Origin of the sequence: Leclercia sp. CFBP8987, from assembly GCF_034044995.2 — a bacterium.
Classification (GTDB): domain Bacteria; phylum Pseudomonadota; class Gammaproteobacteria; order Enterobacterales; family Enterobacteriaceae; genus Enterobacter; species Enterobacter tamurae.
Window position 1 is genome coordinate 2,463,974 of record NZ_CM188255.1, and the last position, 13,392, is coordinate 2,477,365.

At 55.0% G+C, this 13,392-nt stretch carries 15 protein-coding genes; 11 read left to right on the forward strand and 4 right to left on the reverse strand.

The genetic code is table 11. From position 1 onward, the window contains the following. Positions 1-126: 126 nt before the first annotated feature. Complete coding sequence (locus SOM40_RS11870; protein ID WP_106993000.1) at positions 127-1,245, reverse strand: S-(hydroxymethyl)glutathione dehydrogenase/class III alcohol dehydrogenase; 1,119 nt, start codon at positions 1,243-1,245, stop codon at positions 127-129. A gap of 29 nt (positions 1,246-1,274) precedes the next feature. Further along, positions 1,275-1,550, reverse strand: coding sequence for a metal/formaldehyde-sensitive transcriptional repressor (locus SOM40_RS11875; RefSeq protein ID WP_032610935.1), 276 nt, complete (start codon positions 1,548-1,550; stop codon positions 1,275-1,277). A 230-nt stretch (positions 1,551-1,780) separates the two neighbouring features. Here SOM40_RS11875 and SOM40_RS11880 point away from each other — a divergent pair, with 230 nt between their 5' ends. Next, a complete protein-coding gene (locus SOM40_RS11880; RefSeq protein WP_146145505.1) occupies positions 1,781-2,104 on the forward strand; it encodes a hypothetical protein in 324 nt (107 codons plus the stop codon). Positions 2,105-2,172: 68 nt separating this feature from the next. On the opposite strand, the gene SOM40_RS11885 is transcribed toward SOM40_RS11880, so the two are convergent. After that, positions 2,173-3,546 carry an FAD-binding oxidoreductase gene (locus tag SOM40_RS11885; RefSeq protein ID WP_320531117.1) on the reverse strand — a complete coding sequence of 458 codons (1,374 nt, stop codon included), beginning with the start codon at positions 3,544-3,546 and terminating at the stop codon, positions 2,173-2,175. Positions 3,547-3,721: 175 nt separating this feature from the next. Here SOM40_RS11885 and SOM40_RS11890 point away from each other — a divergent pair, with 175 nt between their 5' ends. From SOM40_RS11890 to SOM40_RS11915, 6 genes are all read left to right on the forward strand, one after another. Then, positions 3,722-3,919 (forward strand): hypothetical protein, encoded by a 198-nt coding sequence (locus SOM40_RS11890; protein ID WP_106993003.1) that lies wholly within the window; start codon positions 3,722-3,724, stop codon positions 3,917-3,919. 1 nt (position 3,920) lies between these two features. Beyond that, positions 3,921-4,691, forward strand: a complete 771-nt coding sequence (locus SOM40_RS11895; RefSeq protein ID WP_106993004.1) for a hypothetical protein — start codon at positions 3,921-3,923, stop codon at positions 4,689-4,691. Positions 4,692-4,853: 162 nt separating this feature from the next. Further along, positions 4,854-5,837, forward strand: a complete 984-nt coding sequence (locus tag SOM40_RS11900; RefSeq protein ID WP_106993545.1) for a DUF1852 domain-containing protein — start codon at positions 4,854-4,856, stop codon at positions 5,835-5,837. Positions 5,838-5,864: 27 nt separating this feature from the next. After that, the gene (locus SOM40_RS11905; RefSeq protein ID WP_106993005.1) at positions 5,865-6,887 is read left to right on the forward strand and encodes a methionine synthase; all 1,023 of its coding nucleotides are present in this window, start codon (positions 5,865-5,867) and stop codon (positions 6,885-6,887) included. A gap of 210 nt (positions 6,888-7,097) precedes the next feature. Beyond that, the gene (locus SOM40_RS11910) at positions 7,098-7,424 is read left to right on the forward strand and encodes a DMT family transporter (protein ID WP_106993006.1); all 327 of its coding nucleotides are present in this window, start codon (positions 7,098-7,100) and stop codon (positions 7,422-7,424) included. After that, the gene (locus SOM40_RS11915; RefSeq protein ID WP_312186783.1) at positions 7,421-7,747 is read left to right on the forward strand and encodes a DMT family transporter; all 327 of its coding nucleotides are present in this window, start codon (positions 7,421-7,423) and stop codon (positions 7,745-7,747) included. The genes SOM40_RS11910 and SOM40_RS11915 overlap by 4 nt, the downstream gene beginning before the upstream one ends. 61 nt (positions 7,748-7,808) lie before the next feature. Here SOM40_RS11915 and SOM40_RS11920 read toward each other — a convergent pair whose 3' ends face one another. Further along, positions 7,809-8,693, reverse strand: coding sequence for a LysR family transcriptional regulator (locus SOM40_RS11920; protein ID WP_320531118.1), 885 nt, complete (start codon positions 8,691-8,693; stop codon positions 7,809-7,811). A 312-nt stretch (positions 8,694-9,005) separates the two neighbouring features. Between SOM40_RS11920 and SOM40_RS11925 the strand changes: the two genes are divergently transcribed. The 4 genes from SOM40_RS11925 (at position 9,006) to SOM40_RS11940 (ending at position 13,116) form a co-directional block, all read left to right on the forward strand. Next, positions 9,006-11,423, forward strand: coding sequence for an excinuclease ABC subunit UvrA (locus SOM40_RS11925; RefSeq protein WP_414672301.1), 2,418 nt, complete (start codon positions 9,006-9,008; stop codon positions 11,421-11,423). 116 nt (positions 11,424-11,539) lie between these two features. Continuing rightward, complete coding sequence (locus SOM40_RS11930) at positions 11,540-11,764, forward strand: hypothetical protein (RefSeq protein ID WP_501050861.1); 225 nt, start codon at positions 11,540-11,542, stop codon at positions 11,762-11,764. Positions 11,765-11,848: 84 nt separating this feature from the next. Beyond that, entirely contained in the window at positions 11,849-12,421 is a 573-nt protein-coding gene (locus tag SOM40_RS11935) for a DUF1349 domain-containing protein (protein WP_106993010.1), read from the forward strand. 221 nt (positions 12,422-12,642) lie between these two features. Further along, positions 12,643-13,116 carry a hypothetical protein gene (locus tag SOM40_RS11940; RefSeq protein ID WP_106993011.1) on the forward strand — a complete coding sequence of 158 codons (474 nt, stop codon included), beginning with the start codon at positions 12,643-12,645 and terminating at the stop codon, positions 13,114-13,116. Positions 13,117-13,392: the final 276 nt, after the last annotated feature.

Consider the following 13,392-nt stretch of genomic DNA (forward strand, 5'->3'; position numbering starts at 1 on the left):
AATAGTCATCGGCACTACAAGGAATTTGATTACGGCTAAGATCGCAACACGGGTCACACTTTCGCAATGATTTTTAAAGAAATGTCGTCCCGCTGCCCGTAAAGGCACAGCGGGAGAGAAGATCGATCAGTTATCGCCGAAATGGATAACGGTGCGGATAGATTTACCTTCATGCATCAGATCGAACGCTTCGTTGATCTGGTCCAGCGGCAGACGGTGGGTAATGAACGGATCGAGCTGAATTTTGCCCGCCATCGCATCTTCTACCATGCCCGGCAGCTGGGTACGGCCTTTGACGCCGCCAAAGGCAGAACCACGCCAGACGCGACCGGTGACCAGCTGGAACGGACGGGTTTTGATCTCCTGCCCGGCCCCGGCCACGCCGATGATGACGCTTTCGCCCCAGCCCTTGTGGCAGCACTCCAGCGCCGCACGCATCACGTTGACGTTACCGATGCACTCGAAGCTGAAGTCGACGCCGCCGTCGGTGAGGTCAACAATCACCTCCTGCACCGGCTTGTCGTAGTCGTTCGGGTTGATGAAATCGGTCGCGCCCATTTCTCCGGCCAGCTTGAATTTCTCCGGGTTGGTATCCACGGCCAGAATGCGTCCGGCTTTCGCCTGCACCGCACCCTGGATCACCGCCAGACCGATCCCGCCCAGACCGAATACCGCGACGGTATCGCCCTCTTTTACTTTGGCGGTATTGTGCACGGCACCAATCCCGGTGGTGACGCCGCAGCCCAGCAGGCAGACTTTATCCAGCGGTGCCTGCGGGTTCACTTTCGCCAGAGAAATTTCTGCACACACGGTGTATTCGCTGAAGGTGCTGGTGCCCATGTAGTGATAGATCGGCTCGCCGTTATAGGAGAAACGGGTGGTGCCGTCCGGCATCAGGCCTTTACCCTGGGTGGCGCGAACCGCCTGGCAGAGGTTGGTTTTGCCGGATTTACAGAACTTACACTCGCGACACTCGGCGGTGTACAGCGGGATGACGTGATCGCCCGGCTGCAGGCTGGTGACGCCCTCACCGACTTCCACCACCACGCCGCCGCCTTCATGGCCGAGCACCGCCGGGAAAACGCCTTCCGGATCGTCACCCGACAGGGTAAACGCATCGGTGTGGCACACGCCGGTGTGGGTGATTTTGACCAGCACTTCGCCTTTCTTCGGCGGTGCCACATCAATCTCAACAATTTTCAGCGGCTGGCCTGGGCCAAATGCAACAGCTGCACGTGATTTCATCTTGCTTTCCTTTTAGTGATGTCAGGTGTTTATTTTAGATAAGAGCGCAGCAAATGACCGACTTCTGCCATTCTGACGGCCCGCTGATCGGCGGTAGTCTCGCCCGTCACCAGCTCATCTTTGAGGTGAATTTCAACCATCTCGCCCATCAACCCGTTTGCCGCCCCGCGCACCGCGGCGATCTGCTGCAGGATGGCGAGGCAGGGTTCGCCGGATTCGAGCGCCCGCTCCAGGGCATCGACCTGCCCGCGAATGCGGCGCACGCGCGTCAGGACACGTTTTTTATCTTCAGGTGAATGTGGCATGGGAGGGGCTCCTGGATACTGTAGGGGGGTATGGTATGCGATCTGCTACAGCGATGTAAACCGTGATCTCTGCGCAGCCCGGTAAAGGTGGCGTCCCACTGGCTTACCCAACTTTGCGCTTTCTTACTTTAGCGCTCGAATAAATATCAAAGCGGCATGTCATCATGTTGGCAAATACCATCACCACGACGTTGCGACACGTCCGGATAATGAAAAAGGCCTGCACCACTATGATCAAACTTACCCCGGCACTCCTTCTTGCGGGAAGCGTTCTCCTCGCGGGCTGTGATATGGAGCTCTCGCAGGAAGCGAAATCCAAAGTTGAAGAGACAACTCAGGAGGCGAATGCCTCGGTAGAGGCGTTAACCCACTCCGTGAACAGCGAAATGGAAAAAGCTAAACAGAGCGCCCTCACCTCTACCCTGTCGGAAGAGACGAACAAGCAAATCGACAGCGTTAAGCAGAAAGCGGAGGAGATCGGCAATATGAAAGTCTCCGAACTGCTCAGTTTTGGTGGCGATAACGACGCGGAAAGTGAATCTGAAGAGAACTGATCCCGGTTAACGCTAAACGCCAGTCCGACTCGCTGCGGACTGGCTTAGCTGATGCGTCCTGCCCGACCTCATACCGGCTTGATGTTCTGATTCATCCGGAACAGATTTGTCGGGTCATACTTGCTCTTGATCTCCACCAGCCGGTTCCAGGTCGCACCGTAGGCGAAGGCGATGCGGTCGGTCTCCTCTTGAGTGAGGAAGTTAATATAGGCCCCGCTGCTGGCAAAGGGCTGGGATTGGGCGAAGAACGCCCGCGCCCAGGCGATGCAGCGCTCATCCTCGGCGGCGGTTTCCCAGCGGCCATGTACGTTCATCACGTAATTCGCATCCCGGCTGGAGTAGGCCATGGCCTCGGGGGCGATGCGGGTCGTCTCACCGCCAATCGTCCCGATAAATATTTCACAGTGCGGTGACGGCAGTCTGGCCGCGTAGTCGACGATGGCATCGATCACCCCGTCGCTGATTTGCGTGAAGTTGTGTGACTTCCAGTAGTTGCGCGCCCCTTTCGCCAGCAGCGGATCGAATGCCTGCTGCCAGGCGACATAGGGCTGCACGCCGACGTGCTCGCCAATCACCGTCCCGAAGTCGCGCAGCGGCGCGATAAGTTGCGCTCCCATTTCAGGATGGCCGACATAGCACAGGGCGAGCGCCACCATCTCTTTCCCGTGAAACGCGTCAGGCAGGAAAGGCAGCGGTGGTGCCTTGCGGGTGACCATCCAGACATTGAGCTCTTCCGGCATGCTACAGGTGAAGCGGGCAAACTGGGTGATCACCTGCTTTGCCTCTTCAAACGGAAAGACGATCAGCCCGCTCAGCACGTCCGGTCCAACGGGATGGAGCCGGAAGTCAAAGCGTGTTACTACCCCGAAGTTACCGCCCCCGCCCCGCAGGCCCCAGAAGAGATCCGCGTTTTCTGATTCGCTGGCATAAAGCTGTCGGCCATCTGCCGTGACCACTTCCGCCGAGAGCAGGTTGTCTATGGTCATGCCGTACTTGCGACTCAGCCAGCCGAAACCGCCCCCGAGCGTCAGGCCAGCCACCCCGGTGGTCGAATTGATGCCCAGCGGCGTGGCGAGGCCATGAGCCTGCACCGCCCGATCAAAATCCCCCAGCGTGCAGCCGGGCCCGACGCTGGCCGTTCGGGTGGTCGGGTCTACCTGCACGTCCTTCATCAGCGAGAGGTCGATCATCAGCCCGTCGTCGCACACGGCGTTGCCGGCGATGTTGTGTCCTCCTCCGCGGATCGAAATGAGCAGATTTTGCGTGCGACCAAACTGAATGGCCTGAATAACATCTTCCGTTGACGCGCAGCGTGCGATTACTGCGGGTTTGCGGTCGACCATGGCGTTCCAGATCTGGCGCACCTCGTCGTAGCCAGCATCGTCCGGAAGAAGCACTTCCCCCTGGAAGTGCGTTTTAAATTCATCGATTGTGACCTTCATGATTATCCCCTGGCGTTGTTTAACCCTACTAATTATGGTGGGTTTCGCGCGTCATGAGGGTGTGAAGCGGGATTTATTCAGGTGTACCCGTAAGGGAAATTTTCAGCATAACCTTAAGGCAGCCCCAGCCGGGATCGGCCAGACTTAACCTTTTTGTTTATAAGGATGCCCCGCGATGAGACGTTTGGTCATGTCGATCTTCTCCAGCCCGGAGTCATTGCTGCAGGTAATGAGTCAGCAGGAAATCATTGAAGCCGTCGAGGACGGCGACCGTATTATTATCGATCAGGACGGTAACGCCTCGGTCAACTACAAGAGCAAAGAGGTGCGTGAGGACTTTCTGCGCCATGTTAACGCGCTGAAGAGGGCCTGATATGGGAACGGCGATATTTATGGTGTTGATGGTGTGCGGATACTGGTACACCAGCCGCGACCTCTCCACCCGGTTTAAAATTAAGCGTTCTTTTGGCTGGGATGTCTATTTTCTGGTCGCGCTGTATGGCTGTATTTTCGTCCTGCAGGGGGTGATCGCCACTGGCCTGCTCTGGCTGCTGCTGCTCGGGGTCTCCTGGGCTGCCAATACCTTCCATCTTACTGCGCAGCCCGACGCTAACTGGCAAGTGGATTTTATGAACTGGAGCTTTCTGGGCATCCAGGCGCCGGTGGTGATAATGCTGGCCTTTGCCATCCTGTTTTGTCTTTATCGCTCTAACTGGGCGGGCAGCGCCAGGCTGGACGGCGAAGGCCGGAAACAGCTGTATAAACGCCTGTCGCAATCAAGCGGTATCGAGCAGTTGCTGTATCAGTGTATGGAGGAAGGTGAACTGGCGCTGGTGACCCTCAAGTCGCGACGCATTTACATCGGTATGATCCATACCGCGACGCTGGAATACGAAAAGACGGCCAATATCGTGCTGATCCCGATGCTCAGCGGCTACCGTGACGGTACGACGCTGAACCTGTGCATTGAGCATAATTACAGCAAGTGGTATGCCGACCATGACATCACCCTCGACTCCCAGCCCAGAAGCGCGATGGCCTTTCGAAAAGTGATTATGTTGGATCAAATTGAAAGTCTCTCATTATTCGATCCGGCCAGTGCCAGCGCGCTGGATCTGGAGCAGCGTTCGGAGAAAATTGACTGATCGGTTCAGCGATCATGAAGATGGCTCATGTTGTAGTGAAATTTAGTCGCTTTCACTCGTTCCGGGGCTCTGGCATAAAAGATGCATTAACGTATCAGTAACATAAAGAGTGAAATGGAATCGTTTCACTCTTTATGCCAGCGCTCAGGAAGTGAGATGACGATGAATAAAGACTTCACCTTTACGATCAAACGCAGTCGGTTCGATGAGAATTACAATCCCTCAGAAAACACGCGCATTACCACTAACTTTGCCAATCTGGCCCGGGGCGACAACCGCCAGCAGAACCTGCGTAATACCTTAGCGATGATCGATAATCGTTTTAACGCCCTCGCCCACTGGGATAACCCCAAAGGCGATCGTTATACCGTTGAGCTGGACATTATCTCTGTTGAGATGAATATTGCTTCGGAAGATAACCGCTTCACCTTCCCGGCAATCGAAATATTAAAAACCAATATTGTCGATAAACAAACCAACGAGCGTATTGAAGGTATTGTCGGGAATAACTTCTCTTCCTACGTCCGCGATTATGATTTCAGCGTCTTGCTGCCGGATCACAATAAGCAGCAGACCGAGTTCAGCATTCCGCAGGATTTTGGCGCGTTGCATGGCAATATCTTCAAGCATTTCGTGAATTCAGAAGCGTACCAGCAGAACTTTAACAAGCCGCCGGTGATCTGCCTCAGCGTCTCTAATAAAAATGTCTATCAGCGCATCGGGAATGAACATCCGGTGTTAGGCATCGAATATCAGCAGCAGGGGTCGTCCCTTACGGAAGCGTACTTCAAAAAAATGGGCCTGCAGGTGCGCTATTTTATGCCGCCAAACAGTGCCGCCCCGCTGGCGTTCTTTTTCATCGGCGATTTACTGAATGACTACAGCTTTATTGAGCTGATCGGCACCATCAGCACCATGGAGACGTTCCAGAAAATCTACCGGCCTGAGATTTACAACGCGAACTCGGTTGCCGGGCACTATTATCAGCCCAGCCTGACGAACCAGGATCACTCCTTAACCAAGATTGTTTACGATCGCGAAGAGCGTAGCCAGTTAGCGATTGAGCAGGGCAAGTTTACTGAGAAACACTTCATCACCCCGTACAAGAATATTCTTGAGCAATGGTCTGCTCAGTACGCGCGTTGATTCATTAAAAATATAAGGTCACCTGTTATGAAAACATTGCTCCCCACGTCTACAGCCGGCAGCTTGCCTAAACCGTCCTGGCTTGCCCAACCTGAGACCCTGTGGTCCCCCTGGAAGCTGGAAAACGAGGAATTACTCGCCGGTAAGCAGGATGCGCTGCGTTTATCCCTCGACGATCAGCTGCGGGCGGGGATTGATATTGTCAGCGATGGTGAGCAAACGCGTCAGCATTTCGTCACCACGTTTATTGAGCACCTCAGCGGCGTCGATTTTGAGAAGCGCGAAGTGGTTAAAATCCGTAATCGCTATGATGCCAGCGTGCCGACGGTAGTGGGTGCTGTCGCCCGCCAGAAGCCGGTGTTTGTTGAGGATGCTAAATATCTCCGTCAGCTCACCACCCAGCCGATTAAATGGGCGCTGCCGGGTCCGATGACGATGATCGACACCCTCTATGACAACCACTATAAAAGCCGTGAAAAGCTGGCCTGGGAGTTCGCCAAAATTCTCAACCAGGAAGCCAGAGAGTTAGAGGCAGCGGGTGTGGATATCATCCAGTTTGATGAACCAGCCTTTAACGTGTTCTTCGACGAGGTCAATGACTGGGGCATCGCCGCGTTAGAGCGAGCCATCGAGGGGCTGAAATGCGAAACGGCGGTACATATCTGCTACGGCTATGGCATCAAAGCCAATACCGACTGGAAAAAGACCCTGGGCTCAGAGTGGCGGCAATATGAAGAGGCGTTCCCGAAACTGCAGACCTCGAATATCGATATCATCTCGCTGGAGTGCCATAACTCCCACGTGCCGATGGATCTGCTGGAGCTGATCCGCGGTAAGAAAGTGATGGTGGGTGCCATCGACGTGGCAACCAATACCATCGAGACGCCGGAAGAGGTTGCCAATACCTTACGTAAAGCGCTGCAGTTCGTTGATGCTGACAAGCTCTACCCTTCCACCAACTGCGGAATGGCGCCGTTATCCCGCCAGGTGGCTAACGGCAAGCTCAATGCGTTAAGCGCCGGCGCGGAGATTATTCGCAGAGAGCTGTAAGGTTTAGTTCGAGCGTAGGCCGGGCAAGCGAAGCGCGCCCGGCTTTTCCATTTTGTCACTTCTGAAATTCACTTTATTCGTATTGCCTGAATCACCCCCTCACCTTATTATTTTTCCCGTTCTTTCACGCCCCGGGATAATCCGCAAAAATAGCCATTAAATTATTTAATTCCAGAAATTCAGGCATCATAATAAAATCAGAAGGTCGTTATGAATACAAAAGGTTTACTCCTTATTATTATTGGCGCGCTGTTTGAATGCGCATGGGCTTACGGGCTTAAACACGCTGAAGGCACTGTAGAAATCTTTTTAACCGTCGTGTGCGTGGTGGCCAGTTTCGGCATCTTCATGCTTTCGTTCAACTATGTCGGAGCGAGTATTGCCTACGTGGTTTACACCGGACTCGGCACCCTGTTTGTCGTCCTCATCGAAATGGCAGACACCTTGTCTCACGGAGGTCAGCCGGAACTCCTTCGTATCGTTTTTGTTGTTACTTTGATGCTGGGCGTGATTGGCGTGAAAGGAGCAAAGTCATGATCTCTTATATTATTTTATTCGTGGCTGGATGCTTTGAGGTTGCAGGTATCTCCACGCTCAACGGTTATGCTAATGCAGGCAGTGTAAGTCGTAAGGTTATGTTCCTTCTGGCCACAATTTTACTCTTTGCCGTTGCACTCAGCGCCCTGAGTATCTCCATGCGTGAGATCCCACTCTCCGTGGCCTATGCCATTTTTACGGGGGTGGGTGCCGTCGGTGCGGTGGCGGTGGGTGTGTTTATTAACGATGACAAAATCCACCTGCGTAAGGGTCTTAGTATTTCTCTTATTATCTTCAGCGCGATCATGCTGAAACTGGTTTGATTTATTTGTCCTCTCTTTCAGACAGGATATTGAATGAAAGAGAGCATTTTTTAAATCAGTATTACCTGTCGGTAAAATAATTCACTATAAAATCAGTAAAGGCTTTGAGTCTTGAGGGCGCATATTTATTAGTGGGCCAGACCAGATTCATTTCATAATTTTGTTCCACGATATTTACCAGCACAACGTCCAGTTCGCCTGATGCAATATATTTCTCCGTCAGCAGCCCCGGCATAAAGGCAATACCTTTACTATCGAGCGCCAGCCCGAGACGCACGTCCGTGCTATTACAGATGAGAGACGGGATAACGTCCACAACGCCGGATGCCGGATGCTGCAATGGCCAGGGCTCGGTCCGTCCACTTGAGGGATAACGGTACTGGATGCAGGTATGGGAACGGAGATCGTCCACGGTCGCAGGGACGCCATATCTCCTGAGGTAGTCCGGCGATGCCACCAGATTCATGGCGCAGTTGCCGAGTGAACGGGCGGTCAGCCGGGAATCCGACAGCTGCCCGACGCGTATCACCGCGTCGAACCCCTCATCTATCACGTCTACCAGCCTGTCACTGAGATCGACCTCCAGAGTTACGGCCGGGTATTGCGCCATAAAACGGCTGATAACCGGCAGGAAAAAGGACGGCATATTGGGCAGGCTCACGCGAAGCTTGCCTCTGGGCTCGCCTGAAATGGACGAGAGTTCTTCCTTTGCTGACGTCAATTCATCAAGAATGACCCGGCTGCGCTCAAGAAACATCTCCCCTTCCTGCGTCAGGCTTAAGCCGCGCGTGTTCCGGTTAAGCAGCCGGGTACCCAGCTCCTCTTCGGTTTTGCTGACCAACTTGCTCACGGCTGAGGGCGAGATATTCAGCTCACGCGCTGCGGCCGCGAAACTGCCCAGGTCGGCAATCTTCACGAACGCTGTAATACCGTCAACCAGGTTCATCCTCTTCTCCTGTGAAATGGGGGTTGCAGTCCTGCCATCTTATCCCATCCTTACATTCCATTTCGTCACGACTGAATTACCGGAACAGACAATTGTTCGATGCGCTTCTCAGGTCTACCCTTGAAGTTCTATTCTCAGGCCGTCTGTCCGACTTTCTTCATCAGAACGGAGCTCTTAGAGGAAACCATGTCATCAGAAAAACGATCAGCAAGCATAAGCGCACAACCTCTGGATATCAGCACAAGCGTCAGCGTACACGGCGCCAGAACACACAATCTCAGGGATGTTTCCTTCTCCTTTCCCCGCGACGCCATGGTGGTATTTACCGGGATCTCCGGCTCGGGTAAATCCTCCCTGGCGTTTGACACACTGTATGCCGAGGCGCAGCGTCGGTTTATGGAATCCATCGCGCCGCACGCGCGACGCCTGATTGAACAGGCTTCCGCCCCGGACGTGGATGGGATAGACGGTCTGCCGCCCGCCGTTGCCCTGCAGCAGAGCCGGGCCGGGGCGCAGGAGCGCTCTACGGTAGGCAGCCTGACGCGGATCTCCGTCACCCTGAGGCTGCTGTTTTCCCGCGCGGGCCTCCGTCCCGCTGACGTCCCGTTCCTGCCCGCCGAATCATTTTCCCCTAATAACCCCCAGGGCGCCTGCCCCGCCTGTCAGGGAATGGGAATGATCCATGAAGTCAGGGACGATGCGCTTGTCCCTGACGGGTCGCGAAGCATCCGCGAAGGCGCAATAGCCTCCTGGCCCAACGGCTGGCAGGCTAAAAATCTGCGTTCAATTCTCGATTCGCTGGGCTACAACATCGATGCCCCGTGGGATTCTCTGGCTGAAGAAGACAGGAAGTGGATCCTCTTCACCGACGAACAGCCCTCGGTCCCCATCTTTATGGGGTTGAATGCGGAGCAGCGCCGGGAGGCGATCGCGGCAGGCACCGAACCCGCCTATACCGGCACCTATACCAGCGCCAGAAAATACCTGCTACAGAGCTACTCAGGCGGTAAGGATTCGGTGAAAAAACGCCTTTCACGCTTCATTACCGTTGCCCCGTGCCACGAGTGTCAGGGTAAGCGGCTCAACCAGAATGCCCTTGCTTATACCTTTGCAGGCCACGACATTGCCGAAATGGGTGAGCTGACGATAACGCAACTCAAAGCGCTGCTTTTACCCTTTGCCGAAGGCCGTTCCCGGCAGATCTCCAGCGAGGCCGCGGTCCGGGAGGCCGTCATCAGGATGACAACCGATATCTGCGGTCGCCTCGATCAGCTCGAAAAGCTGGGCCTCGGTCACCTGTCTCTCGGCCGGCGGACTACCATGCTGTCGTCCGGAGAGCTGCAGCGTATCCGTCTGGCCACGCAGCTTATCTCCCGGCTGTTTGGCGTGATCTACGTACTTGACGAACCCGCAGCCGGCCTGCACCCAGAGGACGTACGTGCCCTGCTCCAGTCCCTGCGCTTACTGCTGGAGGCTGGCAACTCACTGGTTATCGTCGAGCACAATCTGGACGTTATCGCCGAAGCCGACTGGCTAACGGAGATTGGTCCCGGGCCGGGACGGCTGGGCGGCGAAATTGTTTATAACGGTCCCCCCGCCGGGCTTAAACAGATATCCCGATCACCTACCGCAGGTTACCTGTTCGATAAGCACCGTCCGGGCCTGCGCCAGCGTCGCCTTCCCGAGCACTGGCTGAAGCTTGAGCAGATAATCTGCAATAATCTTCACGGGCTGGATGTCGGCATTCCCCTTGAACGGATGACCGTTATCACTGGCGTGTCCGGCTCGGGTAAGTCAACGCTGCTGGCCCGGGTGCTCCCCACCCTGCTTCAGCGACTCGACAAAACGCCGAAGGATGAAGATAACGAGGAAGAGAGCCTGGTGCCGGACGTACAGGGTCACATCACCGCGGGTGGTACTTCCCTCAAGCGTCTGGTCAGTATCGATCAACGGCCTATCGGGCGTACGCCGCGTTCAAATCTGGCCACCTATACCGGCTTTTTTGACACCGTGCGTAAGCTTTTTGCCGAAACCGACGAGGCGAAAAAACGCGGTTTTGACGCCAGCCGGTTTTCCTTTAACCTGCCCGCAGGACGTTGCTCCGCCTGCGAGGGCCAGGGGCAAATCACCATTGAGCTGATGTTTATGCCTCAGGCGAGCGCGCCGTGTTCCGCCTGCGGTGGACGTCGCTACAACGACGAGACGCTGGAGGTGCGGTGGCACAACAGAACCATAGCGGATGTGCTGGATCTCACCGTCGACGAAGCCATCTCTGTCTTCAGGAATAACGACACCATCCAGCGATCCCTTGCCGCCCTTGCCTCACTCGGCCTCGGCTACCTGAAGCTTGGCCAGCCGGCCACCGAGCTGTCCGGCGGTGAATGCCAGCGCATTAAGCTTGCCTGGGAGCTCCAGCGCGCGCAGCGAGGTAAAACGCTCTATCTGCTGGACGAGCCCTCCACAGGGCTGCATCCGGCAGATATGGATAAACTGATGGGGGTCCTCGACAGGCTGGTTCAGCGCGGTGATACGGTGGTGATGGCGGAGCACGATATGCGGATTGCGTCAGAAGCCGACTGGATCCTCGATCTCGGACCCGGCTCGGGCGAAAACGGCGGTCAACTCGTTGCGGCCGGCACGCCGGAAGAGGTCAGCCGCTCACTGCAAAGCCTCACCGCGCCCTATCTGTCGGCCAGGTTGAAAAAACGGATTGGCGATCTTGTGGAATAACCTCGGTCAGATCTTCTCATGGTACTGAGCGGACGGGGATATGGCGCTAAGGGTCCGCTTAGAGGGAGAATGACGTTACTATCGGCGACCGCGTCTGGGTTGGATGTAGATCGGTAATTCTTCCGGGAGTAAAGATTGGCAATGATGTTGTTATTGCCGCAGGTAGTGTCGTGACCCGTGATATTCCTGACAGGGTTATAGCCGGTTGGGTACCCGCCAGAGTGTTAAAACATATTCAATCTTCCATAATAATATTGGCATTCAGGGGACCGGTTACGGTAGATATTATCAAACCGGGACGGAGAGCGCAGCGGGGCATGGGGAGTCAGGTAAGCTGTTGAATGCGTTAAACTGCTTAACAGCTATACTGATTTAATTCTGAGCCGCATTCGTTGCGGTCAGCCATAACCATTTTTGGAACCGTTATGTTTAAATCGTTCGCCTGGATAAATGAGCCTGCAACGTGGCATTGCCAGAAAGGCACTCTACAGGTCACCACTGATGACAAAACGGATTTCTGGCGCGAAACCTGGTACGGGTTTGAACGCTTTTCCGGTCATGTTTTTGCCACTGAGGTTGAGGGAGATTTTACTTTCCAGCTCAAGATCTGCGCAGACTTTACCACGCTGTACGATCAGGCCGGACTGATGCTGATATGTGATGAACAGCACTGGTTAAAAGCGGGGATTGAATATAACGACGGCGCGCCCGCCATTGGCAGTGTGCTGACACTCGGCCATTCCGACTGGGCTACAGGCATTTTTCCCGGCGATGCGCGAGCGTTCTGGCTGAGGCTCACGCGTAAAGGAGACAGCCTGAGACTACAGTATTCAACAGAGGGACAGACGTGGCCTTTAATACGCCTGAGCTATTTTCCGCCGGGTCCGGTCAAGATCGGTACAATGTGTTGTACTCCGGAGCGGGCTGGCCTGGATGTCGTGTTTCAGGACATCCTTTTAACGCCGCCGCTGGATAAGGCACTACATGATTTGAGCTAATGTCACAAGGCCATCCATAAAAGGCGACTACGTCGCCTGCCTGCTTCATAAAGATGTATGAATCAATGGGGAGCAGGTCAGGAATTAACTCGTCGAATACCTTACGCGACTCGACGGCGTATTCGGTCCAGCCAGCTGCCCTGGTCCTGATAACCCGCCACCACGCGCCTGCGCAGACTGCCGTCTGAATACAAAAACTTTATTTATCCGGGAGATAACTGATGAAAATTACCGATTTTGTTTATTCCGCCCTGATTGGTCTTGTCGCCAGCTGCCGTTCCATGACGCCGATGGCGGCCATTGCTGCAGCACGCCTTAGTGGGCGCGACACCTCGGGCAAGCTCTTGCTGCTGGACCGTCCGCTATTCAAATTTGGCGCATTAGCGATGGGTGCAGGTGAACTGTTTGGCGACAAGATGAAGTCAGCGCCAGACCGCACCGTCTTTTTGGGTTTGTCCGCACGCGTGGCCAGCGCGGGGATTGCGGGGGCTGCGCTGGCACCCAGAGGAGAAGAAAAAATCGGGGCCGCTATCGCCATCTCTGCCGCGGTGCCAATGGCCTATGCAACGCTTGCGGCACGTAAAAAAGCCATGGCACAGATAGGCCAGACCCGAAGTGGCCTGATTGAAGACACGCTTATCGTCGCCCTTGGGGCAGCGGTGGTCTTCCTGGCAACGCGCTCAGACCGGAATTAAATGCCTCCTGGCAGGGAGTGTGTACCTGACTTCTAAGCACTTTTACCCAGGAGCGAACATCGTCAACATAGTCAGCAATCGTCACCGCATTCGCATCCTCTACGGCCATTGCGCTAGCGAACATTCCACATTTGTCGATACGACGCGTTGCAAAGCCTTTTGCAGCCAGGCCTTCAGCAAGAAGTGGGTAAGGCGATGCATTCACACCAGGCGGGTTGTTTCCATCCCGATCGGTCGGCCCGAAGCCCGGAACGATTAGAACAACAGCGGTTATCG

Coding starts and splice junctions, on each gene's coding strand:
- SOM40_RS11885 (WP_320531117.1), bottom strand. CDS start 3,546: ATGAAGGTCACAATCGATGAATTTAAAACGCACTTCCAGGGGGAAGTG.
- SOM40_RS11905 (WP_106993005.1), top strand. CDS start 5,865: ATGAAAACATTGCTCCCCACGTCTACAGCCGGCAGCTTGCCTAAACCG.
- SOM40_RS11940 (WP_106993011.1), top strand. CDS start 12,643: ATGAAAATTACCGATTTTGTTTATTCCGCCCTGATTGGTCTTGTCGCC.
- SOM40_RS11890 (WP_106993003.1), top strand. CDS start 3,722: ATGAGACGTTTGGTCATGTCGATCTTCTCCAGCCCGGAGTCATTGCTG.
- SOM40_RS11880 (WP_146145505.1), top strand. CDS start 1,781: ATGATCAAACTTACCCCGGCACTCCTTCTTGCGGGAAGCGTTCTCCTC.
- SOM40_RS11925 (WP_414672301.1), top strand. CDS start 9,006: ATGGTGGTATTTACCGGGATCTCCGGCTCGGGTAAATCCTCCCTGGCG.
- SOM40_RS11900 (WP_106993545.1), top strand. CDS start 4,854: ATGAATAAAGACTTCACCTTTACGATCAAACGCAGTCGGTTCGATGAG.
- SOM40_RS11920 (WP_320531118.1), bottom strand. CDS start 8,693: ATGAACCTGGTTGACGGTATTACAGCGTTCGTGAAGATTGCCGACCTG.
- SOM40_RS11870 (WP_106993000.1), bottom strand. CDS start 1,245: ATGAAATCACGTGCAGCTGTTGCATTTGGCCCAGGCCAGCCGCTGAAA.
- SOM40_RS11915 (WP_312186783.1), top strand. CDS start 7,421: ATGATCTCTTATATTATTTTATTCGTGGCTGGATGCTTTGAGGTTGCA.
- SOM40_RS11910 (WP_106993006.1), top strand. CDS start 7,098: ATGAATACAAAAGGTTTACTCCTTATTATTATTGGCGCGCTGTTTGAA.
- SOM40_RS11895 (WP_106993004.1), top strand. CDS start 3,921: ATGGGAACGGCGATATTTATGGTGTTGATGGTGTGCGGATACTGGTAC.
- SOM40_RS11935 (WP_106993010.1), top strand. CDS start 11,849: ATGTTTAAATCGTTCGCCTGGATAAATGAGCCTGCAACGTGGCATTGC.
- SOM40_RS11875 (WP_032610935.1), bottom strand. CDS start 1,550: ATGCCACATTCACCTGAAGATAAAAAACGTGTCCTGACGCGCGTGCGC.